We start from the raw sequence: 24,985 nt of genomic DNA on the forward strand, positions 1-24,985 counted from the left end.
TCGGATTTGCTGCATAAATTAAAGAAGATCGATATTCCCATCGTTGTCATTCTACTAGCATTCATGGTTATCAGTACGCTGCTGGTCTATAGCGCGACGCTTGATGACCCGAATATTGTTTTCGATCTCAAAAAAATGATCATCATTTACATCATCTCTATCTTGGCGTTTATCGGCTTTACTTTTGTCGATTATCGCGCAATTATTAAAATATCGCCGTACTTGTATATTGTGGGCTTGGGACTGCTCGCAGCCGTATATAAGTTCGGGATGGAAATCAACGGGGCCAAAAGCTGGTTTCAACTGCCTGGAGGACTTCTGTTTCAACCTGCCGAGCTAATGAAGCTGATGCTGATTATGGGAGTGGCAGCGTTTCTTGCTCGTAAGCAAGGGGAGCCATTGAAGTTTTTCACGGACGTGATTCCTGTAGGGGTCATTGTGTTAGTTCCGTTTATTTTAGTTCTTATCCAACCGGATCTGGGGAATGCGATTATTTTCGTAGTCGTCTTCATCGGTATGCTGTGGATCGGTAACGTGAAGTATTTCCATTTCCTAATAGGCGCACTTATTGCTATCGGAGCCTTGGTGCTGTTTATGTACTTATTTACACACTATCATGATCCAATCAAGACGTATTTCTCAGAGAGGGGTAAAGGCCACTGGGTGGCTCGGATGGATACCTTTATCGACCCTGAGAACGCAACGAAGGATCAGAAGTTTCAGGTGGATAACTCCATCAAAGCGATTGGTTCAGGAGGCTTGACGGGTGAGAAGTATTTACAGGGGACATCCGTTCACAGGCATTTCATACCCTATGCTTACTCCGACTCCATCTTCGTGGTGCTGGCAGAGGAATTCGGTTTTGTGGGCTCTTCTGTGCTGCTGCTGCTCTATTTTGTCCTGATATACAGGATGATACTGATATCCATCCAATGCAGTGATAAGGGAGGCTCCTACATCATTGTAGGTGTTGTTTCCATGTTCGTGTTCCAAATCTTTGAGAATGTCGGGATGTTGATAGGTATTATGCCGCTTACTGGTATAACGCTGCCTTTTATTAGTTATGGAGGCACATCTCTTTTGATCAATATGATGAGTATCGCACTAGTGATGAGTATTCGAGTTCATCAGGAAAAGGAACTCACTTATTAATACAATCGAACGATTAATGTAAGCATCCTGTTATCAGGATGCTTTTTTTGTATTTATTAGTGATATTGCTTACGCAAGCAGGTAGAATTACTTCTCATATTTGGATGTACAGGCTCATAGGATTTAAGTAAACAAGCTCCCGCTGACTGCGCTTGTGTAAGACAAGCGTATGGATTCGGTGAACCTGGCATTCTATCGGAATACGCAGCTTTCCATAGTGAAAAGCTCTTGGGAGGAGTCCTCAGATGAATACAAAGAACAGCATACGCCAAAGAAGAATGGAGCGAATAAGAGAGCTGCAGTCGTCCGCAGAGCGTCGACCCCTGCCGAGTCACCAGCCTGTGAGGCAGCATGAGCTGTTGGAGACTTACCGGCTTCCGGACCGTAGACAGGAAGAAGTAACAGAGGGGCCTCTTCAAGATGCAGGCCGCTGGAATGATCCGGAATACGTTTGGAAACAAAAATGGAATCAGGATATGTCTCAGCGGGAATATGCATATGATGAGGGCTCGGAAAGAAGCCCCTTTATGCCTAGCAAAGGAGGTTTGCGGCTTAAGCTTATCGTGAGCTGCTTTATCTTTGCACTTATATGGGGGATGTTTCAGTGGAATGACCCGCTGGCCAACAAGGGAAAAGCCTACATTAGCTCGGCGCTGAATGAGTCGTTCCAGTTCCAGTCTGTAGCTCTGTGGTATGAGCGACAGTTTGGAGGAACGCCATCACTGCTTCCGGCCTTAAATACACTTTATCAGGAAGAAGCTCAAAAAGTGGATCTCGTCTCCAAACATTATTTTACGCCTGTTAAAGGGAAAATTATTGCCCCTTTTGAAACGAGCCGTCTTGGGGTCACGGTTGAGACAAAATCGGACACTCCGGTAGCAGCCATGGATACCGGGTTGGTCGTGTATGTGGGTAATAAAGAGGATACAGGCTATACGATCATCATTCGTCATACGAACGGTTTGCAATCGGTTTATGGATGGATAGAACAGGGCAAGGTGGAGCTGAATGACTGGATCAAGGGCGGTGAGACGATAGGTACCGTATCCAAAAACAGCAGCAAACAAGCGGGCTATTTATATTTCGCTGTCTCCAAGGACAATAAATTCGTCAATCCGGCGGATGTGGTACAATTTGAATAAGTGGAATCGCGTGTTCGGGGTTTCAATCCGATTTCATCCTCTATTCTCCATTGTTATACTGCTTTCGATTTTGGCTGGCTATTTCATTGAGACCGCAACCTTGTTCGGTATTGTTTTGATCCATGAGCTGGGCCATGTTATGGCGGCTAAAAATTTTGGCTGGCGAGTCAAGGAAATTCAGCTTCTTCCATTTGGCGGTGTAGTCGTAGTTGAGGAGCTGGCCAGCGTTCCAGCGTGGCAGGAAATCATTGTAACGCTGTCAGGACCGCTGCAAAATGGTATTATGGTCTTAGCGGCTATGGCTCTTCAGGCGACAGGCATTATCTCCGGAGAGTGGAGCGTGTATTTCATTCAAGCGAATTTATTAGTCGCTTTATTCAACTTGCTTCCCGTACTTCCGTTGGATGGAGGCAAGATCATGCAGTCTTTACTGAGCTTTTGGCTGCCCTACCAGAGGGTGATTGTGATAAGCTGTGTGACAAGCCTCATTTTTAGTATACTTATACTTGCTGCTGCGGTTCTTCATATATTGTATGGGGGCTTTCAACTTAATTTATTTATTATCGGCTTGTTCTTGTTTTACTCCAACTGGTATGCTTACAAAGGCATGTCCTATCATTTTATGCGTTTTCTCATACATAGAGGAGACACGCTCAATCGACTCATGCGACATGGAACACTGGCCCAGCCGATTGTCGTGGACGGAAGGCGTAAAGTGACAGAGATTGTTCGCTTGTTTATGCGGGAGAAATACCATCTCGTGTATGTAATGGATGAGCGCGGTGCCATACGTGTTGTTCTTCCCGAGCAGCCGCTTCTACAGACGTATTTCAATGAATCGAAGCGGGGAAGTGCGATTTCCGAGCTTTTCATGTAAAATGAAGTCCGAGGTGGAAAATCATGAAGCGTATTCTCGTTCAATGTGGGCAGGACCAAATCGAAGTAGCGGTAATGGAAAACGACAGATTGGTAGAGTACGACAACGAATTTCGCGGAGCGGAGCACTTGGCTGGCAATATGTACATAGGTCGAGTTGTTAACGTTTTGCAGGGGATGCAGGCGGCGTTTTTGGATATCGGTTTAGAAAAAAACGCTTTTTTATATATTGATGACATTTTACCGGCACATTTGGAGAAACATCCCAAACAAAAACCGTTAATTACTGAGCTTGTTCAAGTAGGGCAATCGTTGCTTGTGCAGGTTGTTAAAGAGCCAGTTGGCAATAAAGGGGCAAGGGTAACGACACACTATTCGATTCCAGGTAGATGGGGCGTTTATATGCCGCGTGCCGATTACGTTGGCGTTTCACGCAAAATTGAAAATGAGAGTGAGCGCGAACGATTGAAGCATGCCGCAGAACGGCAGCTGCAGCAAGGCGAGGGTTTTATTGTGAGAACGGCTGCTGAGGGTGTTGCTGAGGAGCTGATCACCACAGACCTTGTAGATCTTCGCAAGCGGTGGCAGGCTGTTGAGGACCTCTCTATGCTTCAGGGTAACGTGCCTCGTAAGGTGTATACCGATTTTGGACTGCTGCCGCGCTGGATCCGGGATGTATTTCGCGAGGATGTACAGGAGCTGTGGGTCAATGATAAGGAAGCCTACGAGACGATTTTGACACTCGTTCGTGCGGCATCACCAGGCCTTTGTGAGCGAGTGCGGCGGTTTGAGAGCGGCAGGAGCACATTATTTGCGAATTATCAGGCGGATGAACAGCTTGAGAACGGCTTTAAACGGAAGATATGGCTGGATAATGGAGGCTATGTCGTTGTTGATCATACCGAGGCTTTAACCGTTTTTGACGTGAATACAGGGCGATATACGGGAAGCGTTGATTTGGAGCAGACGGTGAAGGACACAAATCTGCTGGCAGCCAAAGAAATATCGCGTCTGTTGAGGCTGCGAGATATAGGTGGACTAATCATTATCGACTTTATCGATATGGATTTAATGGCTCATCGGCAGCTTGTTCTGGATACACTCGAAGCAGAGGTAAAGCGAGATCGTACGAAGACGGTCATTGAAGGATGGACTCGGCTTGGGCTAGTAGAAATGACACGCAAGAAGGTCAGGGACGGTAAGGACAAGGTCACCATCCGGCGTTGTACAGAATGTGAGGGCACCGGATGGTTATGGACCAAATAATTGTTGTGTGAGCCGATAATTCGCAATTACAAATTAGGCATTGCAATCATGCATGGGCTATGGTAATATATTCAGGTATGTTGCAAAACATGCTGTAACCGCGCGAAGCGGGTTGAAGAACACGTTCTATTTCGGAACGAGTCACCTAGCTTAGGCGAGTCTGAGACATGAGGGAGGTGCAACGAAATGTACGCAATTATCGAAACAGGTGGTAAACAATACAAAGTTCAAGAAGGCGATGTTCTTTTCATCGAGAAATTGAACGTAGGTCAAGGTGACGCTGTTACTTTTGACAAAGTATTGGCAGTATCCAAAGAAGGCGGTTTGGTGCTTGGAGCTCCAGTGGTAGCCGGCGCTTCTGTATCCGCAAAAGTGGAGAAGCATGGTAAAGGTGAGAAAATCATCGTTTACAAATACAAAGCCAAAAAGAACTACCGTCGTAAGCAAGGTCACCGTCAGCCTTACACTAAAGTTGTGATTGAAAAAATCCAAGCTTAATAAGGGACAAGGCTATGATTCGGGTAACGATCAAGCGGAGACCAGACGATCAGATCGAGTCGTTCCGAGTAAAAGGACATGCGCTGTACGGTGATCCGGGCAAAGATATTGTTTGTGCCGGTGTATCGGCTGTGACTGTAGGCACTGTCAATTCTGTTGAAGCCGTGTTGGGAATCGAATTGAAGGCGAACGTGAAACATGGTTTGCTGGATGTGCGGGTTCCAGGGCATCTGGATGAGGCTGATTTGGAGAAAGTGCAATTGCTCTTGGAATCGATGGTCGTCATGCTGAAATCGATCGAACAATCTTATGGTGCATATATAGCATTGCAAGACACAAAATAAATGAAGAAGGAGGTAGACATCCATGCTACAATTAAATCTTCAGTTGTTCGCTTCCAAAAAAGGTGTAGGTTCCACCAAAAACGGTCGTGACAGTATTGCTAAACGTCTTGGCGTTAAACGTGCAGACGGTCAGACAGTAACTGCAGGCAGCATTTTGGTTCGCCAACGCGGAACGAAAATTCATCCGGGCAATAACGTAGGCATCGGTTCCGATGACACGTTGTTTGCAAAGGTTGAAGGCGTTGTGAAATTCGAGCGTCTGGGTCGTGATCGCAAGAAAGTTAGCGTCTACCCTGTGGACGCTGCTCCTGTGGCTGCGGCTTTGGAAGTATAATACGTCATCGACGATAACCCCGGCGATCCAGAGTCGCTGGGGTTTTTTGCGTAGTTAGGGAAGCATGATGTGATCTTTTGAGTACAACATGCTATACTGTTAGAGTTAGGATCAAGTGCGGATCGGAGAGGGTACGCAATGATGTCGAAGAGGCCTGATAACGAGCAAGTCGTTGTAGATTGTAAACATTCCCAAACGGAACCTTCTGTTGAGGGTATGGATACGGAGCAAAATCTTCAGTTCATCCGACTATTAAATCATTACCGCCATGATTGGATGAATGAGATCCAAGTACTGTTTGGTTATGTGAAATTAAAAAAGTATGATAAATTAGAGAGCCTTATGGAGAAAATAAGACATAAGGTCCAATTGGAAAGCTATATCTCCAAGCTGGGGGCACCGAATCTAATCGTATATCTGCTTGCTTATCAAACCGAAGTAAAAGAAATTGCGCTCTCCATCGTCATGGAGCAAGAAATTCATCTGAATGAATTGCCAGCAGACTCGAATCGGATTTATGCAATCGTTCGGTCTGTTATGGAGACTTTCAAGGAAAATGCGCGTCAAGGTATGGACGGGGAGCATGTCCTGAAGCTTCATTTCATTCAAGAGGAAGAACGGCTGGTTATGGAGTTTCATTATGCAGGGTCAGTAAAGGAATCGCTGCTGATGCAGTCATTGCAGAAGATACGGCAAGTATCGGGGCCGTTAGAGACCTGGGATGTTGTCCAAGTGAAAGAAAATCAGGCAGTTGTAGCTATTGGGCTGTCATTGAATACATAATGAGGTGGATTCATGTTTGTAGATAAAGCGAAGATTTATGTTAAGGGCGGTGACGGTGGAGACGGCCTGGTAGCGTTCCGAAGAGAGAAGTATGTTCCTGAGGGAGGACCAGGTGGCGGCGACGGTGGCGATGGCGGCGATGTCATTTTTCGTGTAGACGAAGGGCTGCGTACACTGATGGACTTCCGTTATCAGAAGCATTTTAAAGCGGAGCGTGGTGAAAAAGGCCGGAACAAAAGCCAGCATGGAGCTAACGCGGACGATATGATCGTAAAAGTACCTCCAGGCACGGTTGTCATTGATGATGACTCGCAGGAAATTGTTGCGGATTTGACCCGTCATGGGCAGCAGGTTGTTATTGCCAGAGGGGGCCGTGGAGGTCGGGGTAATATTCGTTTTGCTACTCCCAACAATCCAGCACCGGAAATAGCAGAGAATGGTGAAGAAGGCCAAGAGCGTTGGGTTGTGCTTGAGCTTAAGGTGATGGCCGATGTTGGTTTGGTAGGTTTCCCAAGCGTAGGCAAATCGACCTTGCTGTCGGTTGTATCCGCGGCTCAGCCTAAGATCGGCGCATATCATTTTACAACACTGACACCTAATCTCGGAGTGGTGGATGTAGGCGACGGACGCAGCTTCGTTATGGCGGACTTGCCAGGATTGATTGAAGGGGCGCATCAAGGCGTTGGTCTTGGACATGAGTTTTTGCGTCACATTGAACGGACTAGAGTTATTGTACACATTATTGATATGGCTGCGACTGAAGGTCGGGATCCTTTTGAAGACTGGCAAAAGATCAATGAAGAGTTAAACTTGTACAATTCCAAGCTCGAAGAGCGTCCACAAATTGTGGTTGCCAATAAAATGGACATGCCGGATGCTGAGGAGCTGTTGAGTGAATTCACGCGACAGTTGTCAGAAGTCAGTCCGTCTACGCAAATTATTCCGATATCTGCAGTGACGAAAAACGGGGTTCAAGAGCTGCTGTATAAAATAGCGGATCTGTTGGAAACCATTCCGGAAATGCCTCTTGTTGAGGATCTCGTTGATTTGGCCGAGCGTAAAGTGTATCGTCTCGAAGCCAAAGAAGCTGATGATTTCACCATCACTCGGGAAAATGATACTTTCGTAGTCGAGAGTCCAAGCATTGAGAAGCTGATTAAGCGGACGAACTTCAGTACTGAAGAAGCGGTTATGAGGTTTGCGCGGATTTTGCGTAAAAAAGGGATCGACGAAGCATTGCGTAGCCGCGGAGCGAAAGATGGACAGACGGTTCGTATCGGAGATTTTGAATTTGAATTTGTCGAGAAGGAATAGCTTGCGGCAAAGTCGAGTGATAAAACACCAAGGCTCATGTTTGTCTGATGAGGTTGGTGTTTTTTTATATGTTCTGTAAACGTTACAAAAACGAATATTCTCTATTATGTTCCCCTTTAATATTCGCGAAACTATGAATGAACGAGAACGAATCGAAAGTATGACAATAATAGTAAAGTAAAACGTGAACTTTTGATAAAAAAAGCGTTGAACTATACGCCTTTCGAATGTATAGTATATGTAATCAAATATGACATTGATTGAACTGTGATCTACGTATTATAGAAAATATCAGGAGGTAATAAGGAGTGGATGTTAAAAACTTCCGGAAATCAGGGCATATTCCGAGTTTGGTGTCATCATTTCTCTATTTTGACGTTAGTTTTATGATATGGGTTCTTTGCGGAGCTTTATCATTGTATATTACTAAAGATTTTGGCTTGACCGACGCACAAAAAGCGACAATGGTGGCGATTCCGACACTAGGCGGATCTATATTTCGAATTCCAATGGGAATTTTGGCTGATCGTATCGGTTCCAGAAAAACCGGTATTATCGGGATGGGCTTGACATTGATTCCGCTGTTGTGGGGTTGGCTTGGAGGCACTAGTCTGAGTCAGGTGCAAGCATTAGGATTTCTGCTAGGGATAGCCGGCGCTAGCTTCGCGGTATCCTTATCCCTGGCGAGCCGCTGGTACCCGCCTCAATATCAAGGTCTGGCTATGGGTATTGCGGGTGCAGGCAACAGCGGAACGGCACTGGCCACCTTCTTCGGGCCGCAACTGGCGACTACCCTTGGTTGGCATAAGGTATTCGGTCTAGCTATCCTTCCTCTACTCCTTGTACTGCTGGCGTATACTCTGATGGCCAAAGATAGTCCAAATCAACCGAAGCCGAAAAAATGGGCGGATTACTTTACGGCTTTCAAAAATATCGATACATGGTGGTTCAGCTTATTCTATGCGATAACGTTCGGTGGCTTCGTCGGTTTCTCCAACTACTTCAGCATCTTTTTCTATGATGTTTATGGAGAAAAGGCGGTTGACGGCGGATTAAGCAAGATTCAAATCGGTTATCTGGTTACGATTACGGTCATTGCAGGGAGCTTCTTTAGGCCAGTTGGAGGGTATATTGCCGATAAAATCGGAGGTATGCGCTTCATGACACTGTTATTCTCCATTATTACTTTATGCGCTTTAGCCGTATCGACAATGCCGACATCGTTTATGGTCATGCTGGCAATAACTAGCGTGATGATGGCGTGCCTTGGAATGGGCAACGGGTCTATTTTTCAGTTAGTGCCGCAGCGCTTTCCTAAAGAAATCGGCGTTGTAACAGGCATTGTCGGTGCATTCGGAGGATTAGGGGGATTCCTGCTGCCTAATAATATTTTAGGGCCATTAAAACAAGCAACAGGATCGCATGTAACTGGCTTTGTTGTTGTTGCCTCTATCGTGCTGGTGGTGACGTTAATATTTTATGCTGTCACTCGGAGCTGGAGAAAGGCATGGGCGGCGTCAGGCTCAGGAGTTAATTACTAGAAGCAGGTGAGCAGAGATGAACGATACTCTAAAGCATTTTCAGAAGGAGCAGTCATCTGTTCCGTCAAGAGAACAAACAACAGTCACTGAATGTCCCTACTGCAGTGTACAGTGCACCATGAATCTGTATGAAGAAAAGTCAATTAACGGAAGTCTTTACTCTGTACTACCGAACCATGAAGATCCGGTTACCGAGGGGAAATTATGCGTCAAAGGGTTGAACGCCCATGTTCATGCTGTGGACGAACGCAGGCTGATAAGTCCAATGGTACGGGAGAATGGCACACTGTTCAATGTGTCCTGGGACCATGCACTGGAGAGGATGAGGTTTCAAATACAGCATTTGCAGCATACATACGGTAAAGACTCGATAGGCGTATACGGTGGGGGATCACTGACGAATGAGGAGAGCTATTTGCTGGGCAAATTTGCTCGGATTGCTTTGCAGACCAAATATATAGATTATAATGGAAGGTTCTGCATGTCGGCGGCTGCTGGCGCATCGAACCTTACCTTCGGCGTCGATCGCGGGTTAACCAACCCGCTTTCCGATGTGCCGTTGGCTAAGTGCATAATATTAGCTGGTACCAATATTGCTGAATGTCAGCCGACCATTATGCATTATTTTCGTAAAGCGAGACAAGAAGGCTGCAAAATCATCGTGATAGACCCCCGTGAAACGGCTACTTGCGCGATTGCGGATATTCATCTGAAGGTGAAACCGGGGTATGATGCGGCTCTAGTAAACGGCATGCTGAAAGTCATAGTCGAAGAAGGCTATGTGGATCAAGCATTTGTAGAACAAAAGACCAATGGATACGCCGAGTTGAAGGAGCATCTGAACCAAGTCTCTTTATCTGAGGCAGCCGCATTGAGCGGAGTTTCTTCTCAGCTCATTATGGAGGCTGCTAGAATGTACGGTCAGGCGGAGACGGGGATGGTGTTCACGGCGCGCGGTGTGGAGCAGCACGCAAGCGGAGTGGCTAATGTACGTAACTTTCTCAACCTGGTGCTGCTCACAGGTAAAATCGGACGTCCTGGATGCGGCTATGGAGCCATTACAGGGCAAGCGAATGGGCAAGGCGGCCGGGAGCATGGGCAGAAGGCGGATCAGCTTCCGGGCTATCGCTTAATTGAGAATCCTGAACACAGAGCTTATATTGCTGAGGTGTGGGGAGTTCCCGAAGAGGAGCTTCCAAGAAAAGGGCTATCTGCTTATGAAATGATGGAAGCCATTGATCGTGGAGAAATCAAAGGTTTAATTATACTCTCTTCCAATCCAGTTGTATCTAATCCTAACAGTCATTTGGTGGAGAGAGCGTTAAAGAAGCTCGAATTTCTCGTTGTTATTGATTTGTTTCATACGGAGACTTCGCGGCTCGCTCATATGGTGCTCCCGGGTTCGGCTTATTTAGAAGATGAAGGAACCATGACACAGCTTGAAGGTCGCGTGATGGTGAGAAGAGCCCTGAAGCCGCTGCCTGGCAAAGCGCGCTTGGATTGGAGAATCCTGTGTGATATTGCCGCTGTATTGGGAAAAGGACGTCTCTTCCAATATGAATCCGCGGAAGATATTTTCAATGAGCTGCGGCTTGCTTCCCGAGGCGGGTTGGCTGATTACTACGGAATGACGTATTCCGATATCGAACATCTGAAAGGGATGTTTTGGCCTTGTCCGGAAGAAGGACATCCCGGAACACCTCGCATGTTTGAGGAGCGCTTTGCCCATGATGACGGACGGGCACGTCTTATTCCGATAGAACACCAGAATCCAAGAGAAATTCCAACGCAAAAGTATCCGCTTCTATTAACGACAGGCCGCGTGCTTCAACATTATTTATCCGGTGTGCAGACACGTAATACCCCAGAGCTAAACTTGAAATATCCGGAGCCGCTGCTTGAGATCCATCCTGAAGCTGCAGCTGAAAACGGGCTTGTGAATGGGAGTTATGCTCAAATATCGTCCAAACGCGGCTCAATCCGGATCAAAGTAAAGCTCTCCAATAAAATTAGAAAAGATACGGTCTTTGTTCCATTTCATTGGGGAGATGATCAAAGCATCAATCGATTGACTAATCCCGCTCTCGATCCTACATGCAAAATGCCGGAATTTAAAGTATGTGCTGTACGTGTTGAACCCCTAAAGCCTTAAGAGAAAGCTTAAATTTGTAACAGCTGTTACCTTCAGACCATGGATAAAAGAAGAAACCAATTTTGAAAACGCATGGATATATGTAGTTTCATTGATAAGAAATGAGGTGACATCATGAAGGAATGGATAAAAACGGTTGGAACCGATAAGACCGGGTCCCGCCATCTCACTTATGATGAAGCAGTTGCGGCCGCGCATTCCATTGCCAGAGGAGAGTCTACAGATGCTCAGACGGCTGCTTTTCTAATGGGGATGAGAATGAAGGGGGAAGCGGATGAAGAAGTGATGGGCTTTATCGATGTTTTCCGTAAATATTCACTTCCATTCCGATCCTTCTCAGATTCGTTGAACTGTGGGGGATCTTACGATGGAAGGCTGTACTTTCCCATTACGATTCCCGTCAGTCTTTTGCTAGCCTCCGTCGGTTTCCCTCAGGTCATGCATGGCAGCGATTCTCTGCCTTCTACGGAAGGAGTATCCTTAAAGGAGCTGTTGGAAGGTTTGGGTGTTCAAGTGGAGCTTGAAGCCAAGGAATGGGAGACCATTTTTATGGCTTTGAATATCGGATTTATATGGACGGATCTCATCTGTCCACCTTTTGGCTGTATAAGGCATGTTCGTGAGCAGCTGGGTTTAAGAACATTCTTGAACACGGTGGAGAAAGTTATCAATCCGATTCATTCGCAAAATATGATTATTGGTGTGAATCACAAAACGGCGATGTCTCATCTAATCCATCTGCTGCCTAAATCCGGCTTCGAGACGGCCTATATTGTCCAAGGAATGGAAGGCTCTGAGGATCTTCCAATCTATAAAACGAGCTCGATTCGCAAAGTAACACCTTGGGGGGATGAGTCAAACAGCGTTGACCCTGCAACGTTTGGTTTTAGGGGAGAGCCATTGGAAAAATGCACGAAGGATGAGCAGCTAAAGCTGCTGACCAAGGTCATTCAGGGGGAAGATTCGGAGGATATTCGCAATGAGAGAGAGCATGTCATATTCAATGCGGGACTGCGGCTGTATTGGTTTGATAAGGTAGGCAGCTATGAAGAAGGGTTTCAGCTGGCGCGATCGCTGCTATTACGTAAGGAGGCACTTAAAATGTTGGAGAAGTGGCGAGCTTCGAGCAATAAAAGTTATTTTAAGTCAAGGCAGGTAAAATGATGGGATTTGACCGCATGGAGAAAGCAGCCAAAGAGAGGCTGTCCGACTAACAGGATGAAATTATCTGTTGGGGGGCAGTCTCTTTCATTTATTATCATTCATTAATTTATACATCACAGCAATTAATTCATCATCGGATCGACCAGAGCTGTCCAACGCACTGTGGGAGTGGAATCGTCGTTGTGACCCGCCGTACCTACCCAAACATGAGTTGACGGTCCGTTTTCAAAATAATGAGCAAGCAATGAGTGGAAAATGAACGGAATTTCCCGGTTAAGTACCTGTTCACGAGGAATCCAATGGAGAATTCCTTCATCCGTTTGAACAACATTTCTACGTGTAGCCTCGGCAGTATAAATGAATTGCTGACGAACTTCCTGTTGGTTTAAACGAATCAATATATATTGGAGCTGCATATTTAGAAGCTCGGTATGTTGAAGACCAGTTTCTTCTTGAATTTCCCGTAAGCATGTAGTCAACGGGTCATTGATTTCTTCCGGTTCCATGTGTCCGCCTACCGCTGCCCACATGCCTGGGTTCAAGGTGCGGGTGGGAGAACGCTTCATCATTAATAGATCGTTATTATTAAACAACATCGCTGTTGCCATCATTCGTGTGCGAATCACATAAACACCCCTTTTTCTATTAAATTAATCCACTTTTAGAATAACAGACAAGCTCAATTCACACCTTAACATGAATCAGAATCGCTTCATAGCGTACAGATGTGGAAACTTTATGAAAGTAGGATGAATAACAAAATAGCCTATTGCCGTATTCCGGCAATTTCGTTATAATGTCCACTAAGGAGAAACATTCGTCTTTTTAGAGAGGACTGTGGCTGAGCTGGATAAACAAGACACGGAGACCAAATCTAGCGGTAACGAACGTTACTATTTAGTTAGGGAAGATATTTTGCCTGAAGCACTGGTGAAAACGGTACATGCCAAGGAACTGCTTGCACGGGGCGAAGTGAAGACGATTCATGATGCAGTGGAACAGGTTGAGCTGAGTCGCAGCGCATTTTATAAGTACAAGGATGGTATCTTTCCGCTTAGTAAGCTGGAAAGGGAGCGCATCGTAACGATCTCGATGGATCTGGAGCATCGTTCAGGTATTTTATCCAGAGTTCTTGCTATGATTGCAGGGCTCGAAGGTAATGTCCTTACGATCCACCAGACGATTCCTCTTCAAGGGGTTGCAAACGTCGTTATTTCCGTTGAGACGTCGGTGATGGGAGAGACGGTTGCTGTTCTGTTGGAAAAGCTTCGCGAACAGGAAGGCGTCAGCAGGGCTACCCTGGTAGGGCAAGGTTAATTAGAGAATACGGATTTTACAATAAATTACAATTTAATGGCAACATGACGAAGAGGAGGAATTAGGATATGAAACCGATAAAGGTTGGGTTATTAGGGCTTGGAACAGTAGGAACGGGTGTAGTACGTATTGTGGAGGGGCATCAACAGGATTTATTAAGCCAAACCGGAGCCTCGATTCAAATATCCAAAATTCTCGTTCAAGATAAAAGTAAATCCCGCAATATTGCGGTTAATTCAGATGTATTGACGGAAAATGCATGGGATGTCATCGATAATCCGGAAATTGATATTGTCGTCGAAGTGATGGGTGGCATAGATCTGGCGAAGAAATATATGCTGCAGGCGCTGGACAACGGTAAGCATATCGTAACAGCTAACAAAGACTTGATGGCGCTGCACGGACCGGAAATTTTGGCTAAGGCTTCTGAAAAGGGCTGCGACGTATTTTACGAAGCGAGTGTTGCCGGCGGCATTCCGATTATCCGTACACTGATCGAGGGATTCTCTTCGGACCGGATTACGAAAATTATGGGGATAGTAAATGGAACGACGAACTATATTTTAACTAAAATGAGCCAAGAAGGCGCTGCATACAACGACGTGTTGAAAGAGGCTCAGGAACTCGGATACGCTGAAGCGGACCCAACATCCGATGTAGAAGGCTTTGACGCGGCCCGTAAGATGACGATTCTCGGAACGCTGGGCTTCCATGTAAATGTGGCATTGAGCGATGTTCAAGTCCGTGGTATCAGTCAGGTAACTAAAGAGGATATCGCATACGGCAAACGCCTCGGGTACGAAGTGAAGCTGCTCGGTATCGCTGAGCGTCAAGATGACTATATCAGCATCAGCGTACAACCGACAATGGTGAAGCAATCTCATCCGTTGTCATCTGTGAACGGGGTATTCAATGCTGTCTACGTATATGGTGAAGCAGTAGGCGAAACGATGTTCTATGGTCCGGGAGCGGGCGAAATGCCGACAGCAACTTCAGTTGTAGCGGATTTGGTTGCGGTCGTGCGCAATCTGAAGCTTGGCATTAACGGGCAACGTGGATTTGCTCCTTACAAAGAGAAGAAGCTGAAGACGGATGAACAAATCGCATCCAAAAACTTCATCTTGCTTCACGTTGCAGATAAAGCGGGCGTCCTTGCACAAATTACTCAAGTATTTGCAGAGCATGAAGTGAGCCTGGAATCTGTTCTCCAGCATCCGAACAAGCAAAACCCGAATGCAGAGATCATTATCATTACTCACGATGCGAATCAAGCGGCAATGAAAAAAGTGCTGCACCAGTTTGAATCGATGAAGGTTGTTCATTCGATCAAAAGCGTCTATCGTGTAGAAGGATAGTAATTCAAAGCACGGATCAATCAACGAGATAAAAAAGTTCGAAGGGTAAGGGACGGATTTCATGGACACAAGTCATAATAAAGTACGCGTCAAGGTGCCGGCAAGCACGGCTAACCTTGGACCCGGCTTCGATTCGCTGGGTATGGCGCTGGATCTCTATGCATGGATAGAAATGAGCATTGCGGAAGAAACGAAGGTCCATTTGATCGGCGATCAAATGGACGGGATTCCAACGGACAAGACGAATCTTATATATGGAGTAGCACAGATGGTTTTTGCCAAAGCGGGTGTAGAGCATCCTGAGCTGGAAATCTCTATGTACAGCGACATTCCGCTGACACGCGGACTCGGCAGCAGCGCGTCGGCAATTGTGGGCGGTTTGGCGGCAGCTAATGCGCTCATCGGCAGTCCGCTGACCGACGATACGCTCTTTCAAATGGCGACGGGGTTGGAGCATCACCCCGATAATGTAGGCGCGGCGCTCTTTGGCGGGCTCGTCGCCGCTTTCTGGGATGGCGATCGTGCGGAATATATCCGCATCGAGCCTGATGACAGGCTGGAGGCGCTGGTAGCTATTCCCCACTTCCAGCTGTCGACCGAGAAGGCGCGGCATGTACTCCCGCGCGAACAGAGCTTGTCGAATGCCGTTTTCAACGTTGGGCATTCGTCCGTGCTCGTAGCCGCCTTCTGCACTGGGCGGCTAGATATGATTGCGCGCGCCATGAAGGACGCGCTGCATCAGCCTTACCGGGCAGCCCTTGTGCCAGGGCTGGCCAAAATTCTGGCCGAGGCAACGGATCACGGTGCCCTCGGTGTAGCATTGAGCGGCGCGGGACCGACGATGCTCGCGCTCGTAGACCGGGACAGCTCCCGCAAGGCGGAGTTGGAGCAATTCTTGCTCGGAACGTTGAAGGAAGAGCAGATTGAAGCTACGCTGATGTGGCTTAAGCCGGACCGCGGCGGTGTTCAATTGTTGACACACTTTGATGAAAATTGTACATTATTCGAAAACATCAAAGGAGATGTCCGTGTATGAAGCGTGTAGCGCTATTGGGTCCGGGTACTTTCACTGAAGAATCCGCTATTCATTATTTGGGTAAAGAGGCTTTCGATTACGTAAATTGCAAGCTAATTGACGATGTATTCAGATCTACGGTCAACGGACAATCGGATTATAGCGTCATTCCAATCGAGAATACGTTTGAAGGCTCTGTGAGCCTTCACTTGGACTGGTTAGTCCATGAGGTGGATTTGCCGATCCAAGCGGAATACGTGTATCCAATATCTATTAATCTTTTATGCAACGAAGCATTTGGTGAGTCGCTTGCGGCGGGTTGCAGCGGTTTGAAGAAAGTAGTTTCCCACGGGGTTACCTTATCTCAATGCCGGGAATTTTTGAAGACCTACTTGCCTCATGTGGAACTTGAGCAGGTAGGCAGCAACGGAGAAGCAGCAAGGCTCGTCAAAGAGCTTGGTCGATCCGATGTGGCTGCGCTAGCTCCTTCTGGAGCGGGCTCTCTTTACGGGCTGCATACTTGGGCACAGGGCGTTCAGGATCATCAGAACAACTTTACGCGTTTTGTATTGGTAGGAACAGAGCCTGTGAGTTTGCCTGACCAACCGGTCGCAATGACTAAAACGACGATTACCGTGACGCTGCCAGACGACTATCCAGGAGGCTTGCATCAGCTGCTGTCAGCTTTTGCATGGCGCCGCATCAACCTGTCCAAGATTGAGTCAAGACCTACGAAGAAGAAGCTTGGCACTTATTACTTTTATATTGATATTGAAGCTTCTATGGAATCGGTGTTGCTTCCGGCAGCTCTTCAAGAAATTGAAGCGATAGGGTGCCAAGTGCGCGTCTTGGGCTGTTATCCTACTTTTACTTATCAACAAGCTTAGCAGGAAAAGTCATTCAGAACGAATAACATATACAGTTTCTTCATACAATGAGCAGGAAAAAGCCATCGTTTCCACTGATCGGGACGGGAGGCTTTATCCTGCTTTTTTAATTGTAAATAGTTTTGTGTGATTTTTTTCCAATGTCCATGGTCAAATGCCTACCAACCTGCATAAACTGTATTGTCATTTTGTTTTGGCACGCGTAATGATTAGGCTTTTACCCCTTGTGAGGCGGCTGGAGAGTATCTAAGGAAATTAACGTGCTATGCGAAAGCGAGAAACGGAGCCCTACATTAATTATTTGAACACAGAGTAATAGGGAGTTTCTCAAAGAAAATGTTAAGGAGGTTTATGCATTGAAAATCCATATGGTTAAGAAAGGCGAGTCCCTCTACCTAATCGCTCAAAAATATCACGTTGATCTGGATAAGTTAATTGAAATGAACCCGCAAATTACCGACCCCAATGTTATTGAAGTTGGGATGAAGGTAAAAATTCCGAACGGTCCGACGCCCGTTGCGCCAGGAAATGATTATCTCTACAAGCACACAGTAGTTCAAGGGGATACGCTGTGGAAACTATCCAAGGCCTGGAATATCCCTCTGAATCAAATGATTGAGGCTAATCCGCAGCTAAAGAATCCGAATGTTTTAATGACAGGGGACGTGGTGTACATCCCTAAAGCGCATGGTCATAATCAACAAACAGGGCAGCATTACCCTCACCATCATCACAAAAAAAATACGGCACCCATTCAGCCAGTACCGACTCCGGTTTCTCCAATTCAGGTGGCGCCTGCTCCAGCTAAGCCGCCCATCAACGTACAACCAAATGTTGAAATGCCGATAATGCCAATCATGCCGAATGTAAACCAACATATCTCGCCTGAATCGATCATGCCAAATGCAAACCAGCAAATTTCGCCTGAATCAATCATGCCGGTGATGCCGAATGTAAATCAGCATATCTCACCTGAATCGATCATGCCGATGATGCCAAATGTCAACCAACAAATCTCACCTGAATCAATCATGCCGATGATGCCAAATGCGAATCAACAACCTATGGTTTCACCGAGCGTAAACCAGCCTAGCTTCCAGCCGAATTTCGTTCAGCCTAATGTGAACCAGCAGCCGTTTGTTCCGGAAATGCCGATTTTACCGAGCGCTACTCAACAACCCAATACCTCATTCAAGCCTAATGCTCCCCAACCGTATCCCTCGGTAATGCCATCTTATCATGAACCAAATGTAAATAACGCCATATCTCCTTATTCCGATAATTCTCATGTCATGGGTACTGAAGCAACTCCTAATATGCCATTTCAACAGCCTTCTTCGAATTTATTCGAACAGTTCCAAATGCCTGCGACAGAAGTGATGAACGCGAACATGTGGCCGCAGCAGGAACAGCCAAATATGTGGCCGCAGCAGGAACAGCCAAATATGTGGCCGCAGCAGGAACAGCCAAATATGTGGCCGCAGCAGGAACAGCCGAATATGTGGCCGCAGCAGGAACAGCCAAATATGTGGCCGCAGCAGGAACAGCCAAATATGTGGCCGCAACAGGAACAGCCGAATATGTGGCCGCAGCAGGAAATGCCAAATATGTGGGCGCAGCCGGAAATGCCGAATATGTGGGCGCAGCAAGAAATGCCAAATATGTGGCCACAGCAGCAAATGCCATCTGCCGAACAAATGCCATTTCAATCATTTGCTGCTCCGCTGCCTGATTATCAAATGTACGGTTTTATGCCTCAAGCAGGCGGTGGCTGCGGTTGTGGAGGAGAGCAAGTATCCCCGGCATTCGAGCAAGGAAAGCCATTTCCTAACGCACCACAAATGGAAAGTCCATACATGTTTCAACCTAATGCCCAGCCTTTTGCAAACACGTCGTCTTTTCCGGGCATGGGATATCCGACTGGAGAATTCTATCCACAGGTAGCTGGTGCCTTTACTGGGCCTATGTTCCCAATGTATGGTAATCCAATGACTTCCTTCTCTCCCTATAGCGGTGGATATAATGACTGCGGATGTAATGATACATCGGTGGGAAGAGAACAGACGGAAGAGATAGAGGCGGACGAAACGCTTACTATTTCCAAAAACAATCAAAAATCAGAAACAAAAGGTGCAAATAAAAAGAAGCGCAGCTCAACTCAAGCGGCAATCAGTCGCCTTTCCTCAAGCCCTCGGAGAAGCCGCACAAGTTTGTTGAAACCCAAAGCCGATAAAACTCCATGGATTAACGTATAATCCTCATGGGAATGAAAAACCGGAAGCACAAACTGCCTCCGGTTTTTTGCTGTCCTATTATTATAGTAAGCATCCGTATAATCGCCCTGAAGACTGGGAAAAATGGTAAAACATACTTGATGTTAGAAGGGGATTCGGATGATTCTTCTAAGCTTGCTGAACAAAATAAAAAAAGCTGCGTTGGAAGCGTCGATGGTTGACTTTGGCGGTAGTTTTATTCATTGCCGGAATGTCCTCGCTTACCTTAATTTTGCTGAAAGGGAATTCGGACACCAATGGTTTGGGGTGGTCAACTGGTGATCAGCCCGTTTTTGGAGCACAGATACGTCCAACGCAACAATTGGAGGATGAAGTACAGGCCATGGTGAACCATATAGAAGGACAGCGTGGAGCTTATGCTAAAAAATCATATGTTTGCGGTGAAGAGCTGCAAATGCTGGGAAGAATGAATGCAGCGCAAATATTGCAATATCACAAAGAGCATCCAGCGCTGATTGTGCAGATTGGAGAAGGCGGGGACGTATATTTTACCGAACAAATCGACGATTTGTCGCCACAGTGTAAGACCAATGCGTATTTTGGTCTGGATACCAAAGGGAACCTTTCGTTATTTGAGGGAGTGCCAGGGAGTAATCAGGTTCTGCGTACCTTTTTCCAGTTAAATATTGAGTTTTTGGAGAGCAGCCTACCTCGAGAGACGGTTAAGCAGTTGTATCGAGGTATTCCTGTCAGTAATCTAGAGGAGTACAATAGCGTACTCTCAACCTTTGCTGATTTTGCTGTAGAGGAACCAGAGAGAGCTCTGCACTGAGAAGAGTAATGGAAGACGATCTCGTTGGATGAACAACGGGGTCGTCTTTTTTTTTGACATTAGAATTTATAATTCTCGGGGCTCACCGCAAAGTACCTGAATCAGCTTCGAAGCCAAGGCACCACTTTGTGGGGTTATTTTATGCCTTTTAGGGCGTATTCATGCTCGATAATATCTGCTATAATGGCATGTGAACACATATGTTCGGTTTTGAGAATGGGAGAGTGCAGCCTTTGCGCATTATGGGGATTGATCCGGGGATTGCCATTGTAGGCTTCGGGTTTATTGATAAACAAGGCTCCCGGCTAGTGCCGGTACAATATGGATGTATCCAGACGGAAGCACATACGGACGGGGTATTGAGGCTGAAGATGGTATATGATGCTACAGTGCAGCTGATAGAAAAGTATAAACCGGATTCGGTGGCAATTGAGAAACTGTTTTTTAACCGAAACGTTACCACGGCATTTACTGTTGCTCAAGCAAGGGGAGTCATGATGCTTGCGGCAGCGCAACAGGGAATTCCTATTGGAGAATATACCCCTCTGCAGGTGAAGCAAGCCGTTGTAGGCTACGGGAAAGCTGAGAAGAAGCAGGTGCAGGAAATGGTCCGCATGTTTTTGAACTTGTCTGCCGTTCCGAAGCCTGACGATGTGGCCGATGCGCTGGCAGTGGCGATTTGTCATGCCCATTCCTCGACGCTACAACAAAAAATAAACGAGGTACATAAACGATGATCGATTTTTTAAGGGGAAACGTTGTACATAGAGAAACTGAATATGTAGTCTTGGATGTACGCGGTGTAGGGTATCGTGTATTTTGTTCCAATCCTTTCGCAGTTCAACTGAGCCAGCATGAAGAAATCACCATGTACATTCACTATCATGTACGGGAAGACGCACATCTGTTGTTTGGCTTTACAAGCCGGGAAGAGCAGTCTTTGTTCCGTACGCTTTTGGATGTAAACGGGATTGGGCCTAAGGTTGCTATCGGCGTGCTTGCCGGGGGGCGCCCGGAAGTCATTGCAGCGGCCATCCAACAGGAGAATATCAGCTTCCTGACGAAGCTGCCTGGTATCGGCCGTAAGACGGCGCAGCGGATGATATTGGACTTGAAGGATAAGCTTGGCGGGATGCATTCGGTTGGTAATTCGCTCGTGTTTGCCGGCGGAGCGGATGTGTCGGACGCATCCCAAGGCAGTGGAGCCTGGGGTGAGGCCAAAGCTGCGTTGATTTCTCTTGGGTACACAGAGGCAGAGGCCGATAGGGCCGGCCAAGCGATCAAGTCCAAGCTGCAGGGCGGCGAAACGGTTGATGTGGTCATGAAGCTTGCGCTGCAAGCGTTGTACCAGCAGTCCATGAGATAAGCTGCTGTGCGAAACGGATGCATATGAAGTCAGTTTCGCTTAGCGAAACTTAAGTGGGCGCGTACGAAGTTAGTTTCGCTTCGCGAAACTCAGCAGATGCTTACGAAGCCAGTTTCGCTTCGCGAAACTCAGCGGATGCTTACGAAGTCAGTTTCGCTTCGCGAAACTCTAAGGAGGAACACCAAACGTGGAAGACAGGATCATTTCAGCTAACCTGATGATGGAAGACACAGGAATGGAATTAAGCCTGCGTCCAAGATATTTGGCTGAATATATAGGGCAGGCTCAAGCAAAGGAAAATTTAAAAATCTATATAGAAGCGGCCAAAATGCGCAAAGAAGCACTGGATCACGTCCTTTTATACGGTCCGCCGGGACTTGGGAAGACGACGCTGTCCAATATTATCGCAAATGAGCTGGGCGTTAACGTACGTACTACTTCCGGACCTGCGATTGAACGTCCCGGTGATTTGGCAGCTATTTTGACCAATTTGCAGGAAGGCGACGTTCTGTTCATCGACGAGATTCATCGTCTTCATCGGACAGTAGAAGAAGTGCTGTATCCGGCGATGGAGGATTTTGCGCTGGACATAATTATCGGTAAAGGTCCTAGTGCCCGATCGGTCCGGCTTGATCTTCCGGCCTTCACGCTGGTTGGGGCTACGACCCGTGTCGGCTTGTTGTCCGCTCCGCTGCGCGATCGCTTCGGTGTGGTCAGCCGTCTGGAATACTATACCGTTGACGAGCTTGCGTATATCGTGAGCCGGACAGCGGATATTTTGCAGGTGCAAATCGTTGGTGAAGCTTCGGATGAGATCGGCAAACGGTCGCGCGGAACACCGCGTATTGCAAACCGTCTATTGAAGCGTGTACGTGATTATGCTCAAGTAAAGGGTGACGGCATCATCACATTGGATATTGCGCAAAAAGCGCTGCTAGGTATCCAAATCGATCATCTAGGACTTGATGAGATCGACCATAAAATGCTGCGCGCTATTATTTTGAGCTTCCAAGGCGGCCCTGTTGGGTTGGATACGATTGCAGCTACGATCGGAGAAGAAAGTCAAACGATAGAAGATGTGTACGAGCCGTATTTGCTTCAAATCGGATTTTTGCAACGCACGCCTCGAGGTCGGATGGCGACTCATATGGCTTACAGCCATTTGGGGTTGCCCATGCCGGACAACCACTAGCTATTAAGCAGGTGGAAGGAAAGAGTGCACTCATCAACGTCAGAGAGGGGAACGCTGAACATGAGGAAGCTTAAGCCTTCACTTGGTTCTATACAAAAATGGGTTATAAGTATATGTATCGTTACAGCGGGTGCCGGGATTTCCACAGGATTTGACTCGCCCGTGCCTAGTGCCTATGCAGCAGAAACGGAAAAGCTGGATTCGGTTAGGGTTGCTTTGTTTATTGATACAGGGAAGTACAGTGTTAATACATCTTCGGTAACCTTATCTTCGGCCAAGGGGATGGATATTACACTCCGCAATTCAGCAGGTGCGGATAAGCCGGCATTTGCTATCGTAGATAAGACATCTGCAGCCGCCTCTTTGGATGGCTTTCATGCAGTGTTGTGGGAAGGCACCGACAAGACCCAGGCCAAATCGATCATGGACAAGCTTACAGCTGCCAATCAGGATGCTGTACTGGTCGCAAGCACCAAGCGAGGCACGGTATCCTATCAAATTGAACTGGGACCCTATGCCACGAAGGATGTGGCGCAAGCAGCAATGACTAAAGCCTCGGGCTTGTCAGCAGTCAGCGGATTGATTAAAGGCTATACGCCGAGTGTAGGGGGGCCTCTGCATTGGAATGCGGGCAGCTACGCTACCGAGGCGGAAGCGGCTGCCCAAGCGGCCGCAATCGGTGCAGCTGGATTTGATGCAGGAGTCGCTTTTATGGATACGGCGGCAGGAACGCCCGCTTATGCGGTTTTCGTGGGTGCAGAAACGACATCGGCAGAGCTGAATGCAGTCAAATTGCAAATCAATGGCGTAATGCCTGCGCTTGTGCTGCAGCCAGTCGATCCGGCTATTTCCTACATAGTAAAACGGACGCAAGCGGATTTGGAAACCGATGGTCTTCCTGTGATACCCTACTTCACTCTGGGGGGCGGCACGGGCGCCAATTCAACCACCAAGCTTACGGTATCTCCCAATCTATCCGATACGGTAGCTGTTAAGGAGCGATTCGAACGTTCGTATAGAGGTATCCTCGAGATATCCCGGTTCAATTCCAAGCTTGCTGTTATCAACGAACTGCCTATGGATCAGTATCTGGCATCTGTGGTCAGCTCGGAGCTCAATAAGGATTGGCCGGTGGAGGCATTGAAGGCGCAAGCGGTTGCCGCACGAACCTATGTTAAGAAGCAGGGTGTCAAATATCAGATAGCCCATGTGTCTGATTCCACTGTGGATCAGGCGTATCAGGGAGCGGGCGCCGAATTTCCAACCGCTTTAACTGCTGTCCAAGCAACGCAAGGCGAGGTGCTTAAAGATAAAGCTGGCTTGATTTCCCCTTTGTTTTATTCTAATGCAGGAGGAATGACTGCAGAATCAACCGAAGTGTGGGGAAATAAAGTCGCTTATTTGCAAAGCGTTCCGAGTCCCGATGATGGAGCAGAGAAAGGAAAGGTCGTCTGGTATCGTATCGTGCTGCCTAATGGAAAAACAGGATATATTCATTCCTCTTACGCTCGCGATACGGGGGAGAAGAATGCTGCCGGTCTGCCTTACTTCGTTTCAACAGGGACGGGAGTCAGTGTTCGGCCTGCTCCGTTCGTCGACAATACAGCAAATCCCGCCAGCTTTAAGGTGGATATCGGAGATAGGTTCGTCGTATTTGACCAGGCGATGGAATCCAATGCGTTCTCTTGGATACGAGGTCCTTATGATGCGGATAAACTGAAAGAGAAGGTAAATACGGTACTAGGTCAGCCTATCAGTGGCTCGTTGGAGAAACTTGAAATATCCAAAAGAGGAGAGTCGGGCAGGGTCGTTGAGATGAAAGCCAACGGTCAAGTGATGAAGCCTGATTATCCCGATGCGCTTCGCACCCTATTTAATAGTTTGCCGAGCACCCGGTTTGATATTGAAGAAACGGGAAGGTATACTATACTGGGAGCAAACAATACGGTACGCGATCAAACCGCCTCTTCCCCAGCTATTTATGTCGCTACAGGCGGTGCAGCTCCTCAAGCTGCGACGGCACCACAGATTTTTGTATTGAACGGAGATAATAAAGCGAAGCTTGCCGATAAGCAGTCCCAATATGTTTTTAGAGGTACAGGGTATGGTCATGGACTAGGCATGTCCCAATGGGGTGCCCGAGGCTATGCCGAGCTTGGCTATGATTATAAAAAAATATTGCAGACCTACTATGTAGGAGTCTCGATAACCAAGGAATGAC

Annotated in this window: 23 protein-coding genes and 1 other annotated feature; of the genes, 22 read left to right on the forward strand and 1 reads right to left on the reverse strand. The window is 47.1% G+C overall.

Translation table 11 applies throughout. From position 1 onward, the window contains the following. Positions 1-6: 6 nt before the first annotated feature. The 12 genes from QMA13_RS10285 to QMA13_RS10340 all read left to right on the forward strand — a co-directional run bounded on the left by QMA13_RS10285 (position 7) and on the right by QMA13_RS10340 (position 12,566). Positions 7-1,152 carry an FtsW/RodA/SpoVE family cell cycle protein gene (locus tag QMA13_RS10285; protein ID WP_282941278.1) on the forward strand — a complete coding sequence of 382 codons (1,146 nt, stop codon included), beginning with the start codon at positions 7-9 and terminating at the stop codon, positions 1,150-1,152. 245 nt (positions 1,153-1,397) lie between these two features. After that, positions 1,398-2,294 carry a M23 family metallopeptidase gene (locus QMA13_RS10290; protein ID WP_282941279.1) on the forward strand — a complete coding sequence of 299 codons (897 nt, stop codon included), beginning with the start codon at positions 1,398-1,400 and terminating at the stop codon, positions 2,292-2,294. Beyond that, the gene (locus QMA13_RS10295; protein WP_282941280.1) at positions 2,287-3,171 is read left to right on the forward strand and encodes a M50 family metallopeptidase; all 885 of its coding nucleotides are present in this window, start codon (positions 2,287-2,289) and stop codon (positions 3,169-3,171) included. Before QMA13_RS10290 ends, QMA13_RS10295 begins: the two co-directional genes overlap by 8 nt. A gap of 23 nt (positions 3,172-3,194) precedes the next feature. Then, complete coding sequence (locus QMA13_RS10300; RefSeq protein ID WP_282941281.1) at positions 3,195-4,436, forward strand: Rne/Rng family ribonuclease; 1,242 nt, start codon at positions 3,195-3,197, stop codon at positions 4,434-4,436. Positions 4,437-4,522: 86 nt separating this feature from the next. Then, positions 4,523-4,608, forward strand: a sequence feature (ribosomal protein L21 leader region). Positions 4,609-4,622: 14 nt separating this feature from the next. After that, positions 4,623-4,934 carry a 50S ribosomal protein L21 gene (gene rplU, locus QMA13_RS10305; protein ID WP_282941282.1) on the forward strand — a complete coding sequence of 104 codons (312 nt, stop codon included), beginning with the start codon at positions 4,623-4,625 and terminating at the stop codon, positions 4,932-4,934. 14 nt (positions 4,935-4,948) lie between these two features. Continuing rightward, on the forward strand, positions 4,949-5,278 hold the full coding sequence (locus QMA13_RS10310; RefSeq protein WP_282941283.1) for a ribosomal-processing cysteine protease Prp: 330 nt from the start codon (positions 4,949-4,951) through the stop codon (positions 5,276-5,278). 22 nt (positions 5,279-5,300) lie between these two features. Beyond that, positions 5,301-5,612 carry a 50S ribosomal protein L27 gene (gene rpmA, locus QMA13_RS10315; RefSeq protein ID WP_282941284.1) on the forward strand — a complete coding sequence of 104 codons (312 nt, stop codon included), beginning with the start codon at positions 5,301-5,303 and terminating at the stop codon, positions 5,610-5,612. Between the two features lie 138 nt (positions 5,613-5,750). Next, a complete protein-coding gene (locus tag QMA13_RS10320; RefSeq protein ID WP_282941285.1) occupies positions 5,751-6,395 on the forward strand; it encodes a Spo0B domain-containing protein in 645 nt (214 codons plus the stop codon). A gap of 12 nt (positions 6,396-6,407) precedes the next feature. Further along, entirely contained in the window at positions 6,408-7,709 is a 1,302-nt protein-coding gene (gene obgE / locus QMA13_RS10325) for a GTPase ObgE (RefSeq protein WP_282941286.1), read from the forward strand. A 308-nt stretch (positions 7,710-8,017) separates the two neighbouring features. After that, positions 8,018-9,250 (forward strand): MFS transporter, encoded by a 1,233-nt coding sequence (locus QMA13_RS10330; protein ID WP_282941287.1) that lies wholly within the window; start codon positions 8,018-8,020, stop codon positions 9,248-9,250. A 16-nt stretch (positions 9,251-9,266) separates the two neighbouring features. Then, positions 9,267-11,402, forward strand: coding sequence for an assimilatory nitrate reductase catalytic subunit NasC (gene nasC, locus QMA13_RS10335; RefSeq protein WP_282941288.1), 2,136 nt, complete (start codon positions 9,267-9,269; stop codon positions 11,400-11,402). 114 nt (positions 11,403-11,516) lie between these two features. Next, positions 11,517-12,566 carry an anthranilate phosphoribosyltransferase gene (locus QMA13_RS10340; protein ID WP_282941289.1) on the forward strand — a complete coding sequence of 350 codons (1,050 nt, stop codon included), beginning with the start codon at positions 11,517-11,519 and terminating at the stop codon, positions 12,564-12,566. Between the two features lie 122 nt (positions 12,567-12,688). Here the strand turns inward: QMA13_RS10340 and QMA13_RS10345 are convergent, their stop codons facing one another. Beyond that, the gene (locus tag QMA13_RS10345; protein ID WP_282941290.1) at positions 12,689-13,192 is read right to left on the reverse strand and encodes an NUDIX domain-containing protein; all 504 of its coding nucleotides are present in this window, start codon (positions 13,190-13,192) and stop codon (positions 12,689-12,691) included. A 220-nt stretch (positions 13,193-13,412) separates the two neighbouring features. On the opposite strand from QMA13_RS10345, the gene QMA13_RS10350 reads away from it, so the two are divergent. The 10 genes from QMA13_RS10350 (at position 13,413) to QMA13_RS10395 (ending at position 24,984) form a co-directional block, all read left to right on the forward strand. Further along, on the forward strand, positions 13,413-13,883 hold the full coding sequence (locus tag QMA13_RS10350) for an ACT domain-containing protein (protein WP_282943363.1): 471 nt from the start codon (positions 13,413-13,415) through the stop codon (positions 13,881-13,883). 68 nt (positions 13,884-13,951) lie between these two features. Beyond that, positions 13,952-15,238 (forward strand): homoserine dehydrogenase, encoded by a 1,287-nt coding sequence (locus QMA13_RS10355; RefSeq protein ID WP_282941291.1) that lies wholly within the window; start codon positions 13,952-13,954, stop codon positions 15,236-15,238. A 61-nt stretch (positions 15,239-15,299) separates the two neighbouring features. Next, on the forward strand, positions 15,300-16,274 hold the full coding sequence (thrB, locus tag QMA13_RS10360) for a homoserine kinase (RefSeq protein WP_282941292.1): 975 nt from the start codon (positions 15,300-15,302) through the stop codon (positions 16,272-16,274). Further along, positions 16,271-17,140, forward strand: a complete 870-nt coding sequence (pheA, locus tag QMA13_RS10365) for a prephenate dehydratase (protein WP_282941293.1) — start codon at positions 16,271-16,273, stop codon at positions 17,138-17,140. The genes thrB and pheA overlap by 4 nt, the downstream gene beginning before the upstream one ends. 356 nt (positions 17,141-17,496) lie before the next feature. After that, positions 17,497-19,395 (forward strand): LysM peptidoglycan-binding domain-containing protein, encoded by a 1,899-nt coding sequence (locus QMA13_RS10370; RefSeq protein WP_282941294.1) that lies wholly within the window; start codon positions 17,497-17,499, stop codon positions 19,393-19,395. A 202-nt stretch (positions 19,396-19,597) separates the two neighbouring features. Further along, complete coding sequence (locus tag QMA13_RS10375) at positions 19,598-20,206, forward strand: BofC C-terminal domain-containing protein (RefSeq protein WP_282941295.1); 609 nt, start codon at positions 19,598-19,600, stop codon at positions 20,204-20,206. A gap of 233 nt (positions 20,207-20,439) precedes the next feature. Then, a complete protein-coding gene (ruvC, locus tag QMA13_RS10380) occupies positions 20,440-20,943 on the forward strand; it encodes a crossover junction endodeoxyribonuclease RuvC (protein WP_282941296.1) in 504 nt (167 codons plus the stop codon). After that, complete coding sequence (gene ruvA / locus QMA13_RS10385; protein WP_282941297.1) at positions 20,940-21,572, forward strand: Holliday junction branch migration protein RuvA; 633 nt, start codon at positions 20,940-20,942, stop codon at positions 21,570-21,572. The genes ruvC and ruvA overlap by 4 nt, the downstream gene beginning before the upstream one ends. Positions 21,573-21,759: 187 nt before the next feature. After that, positions 21,760-22,764 (forward strand): Holliday junction branch migration DNA helicase RuvB, encoded by a 1,005-nt coding sequence (gene ruvB / locus QMA13_RS10390; protein ID WP_282941298.1) that lies wholly within the window; start codon positions 21,760-21,762, stop codon positions 22,762-22,764. 60 nt (positions 22,765-22,824) lie between these two features. Next, a complete protein-coding gene (locus QMA13_RS10395) occupies positions 22,825-24,984 on the forward strand; it encodes a SpoIID/LytB domain-containing protein (protein WP_282941299.1) in 2,160 nt (719 codons plus the stop codon). The last annotated feature ends 1 nt before the right edge of the window (position 24,985 follow it).

The sequence above is a fragment of the Paenibacillus sp. RC67 genome (assembly GCF_030020805.1).
GTDB lineage: Bacteria > Bacillota > Bacilli > Paenibacillales > NBRC-103111 > Paenibacillus_S.

What these genes read in the sequence shown, in the direction of transcription:
- QMA13_RS10290 (WP_282941279.1), top strand. Translation starts at nt 1,398, where the DNA reads ATGAATACAAAGAACAGCATACGCCAAAGAAGAATGGAGCGAATAAGA.
- QMA13_RS10300 (WP_282941281.1), top strand. Translation starts at nt 3,195, where the DNA reads ATGAAGCGTATTCTCGTTCAATGTGGGCAGGACCAAATCGAAGTAGCG.
- rplU (WP_282941282.1), top strand. Translation starts at nt 4,623, where the DNA reads ATGTACGCAATTATCGAAACAGGTGGTAAACAATACAAAGTTCAAGAA.
- QMA13_RS10310 (WP_282941283.1), top strand. Translation starts at nt 4,949, where the DNA reads ATGATTCGGGTAACGATCAAGCGGAGACCAGACGATCAGATCGAGTCG.
- rpmA (WP_282941284.1), top strand. Translation starts at nt 5,301, where the DNA reads ATGCTACAATTAAATCTTCAGTTGTTCGCTTCCAAAAAAGGTGTAGGT.
- QMA13_RS10320 (WP_282941285.1), top strand. Translation starts at nt 5,751, where the DNA reads ATGATGTCGAAGAGGCCTGATAACGAGCAAGTCGTTGTAGATTGTAAA.
- obgE (WP_282941286.1), top strand. Translation starts at nt 6,408, where the DNA reads ATGTTTGTAGATAAAGCGAAGATTTATGTTAAGGGCGGTGACGGTGGA.
- nasC (WP_282941288.1), top strand. Translation starts at nt 9,267, where the DNA reads ATGAACGATACTCTAAAGCATTTTCAGAAGGAGCAGTCATCTGTTCCG.
- QMA13_RS10340 (WP_282941289.1), top strand. Translation starts at nt 11,517, where the DNA reads ATGAAGGAATGGATAAAAACGGTTGGAACCGATAAGACCGGGTCCCGC.
- QMA13_RS10355 (WP_282941291.1), top strand. Translation starts at nt 13,952, where the DNA reads ATGAAACCGATAAAGGTTGGGTTATTAGGGCTTGGAACAGTAGGAACG.
- thrB (WP_282941292.1), top strand. Translation starts at nt 15,300, where the DNA reads ATGGACACAAGTCATAATAAAGTACGCGTCAAGGTGCCGGCAAGCACG.
- pheA (WP_282941293.1), top strand. Translation starts at nt 16,271, where the DNA reads ATGAAGCGTGTAGCGCTATTGGGTCCGGGTACTTTCACTGAAGAATCC.
- ruvA (WP_282941297.1), top strand. Translation starts at nt 20,940, where the DNA reads ATGATCGATTTTTTAAGGGGAAACGTTGTACATAGAGAAACTGAATAT.
- QMA13_RS10395 (WP_282941299.1), top strand. Translation starts at nt 22,825, where the DNA reads ATGAGGAAGCTTAAGCCTTCACTTGGTTCTATACAAAAATGGGTTATA.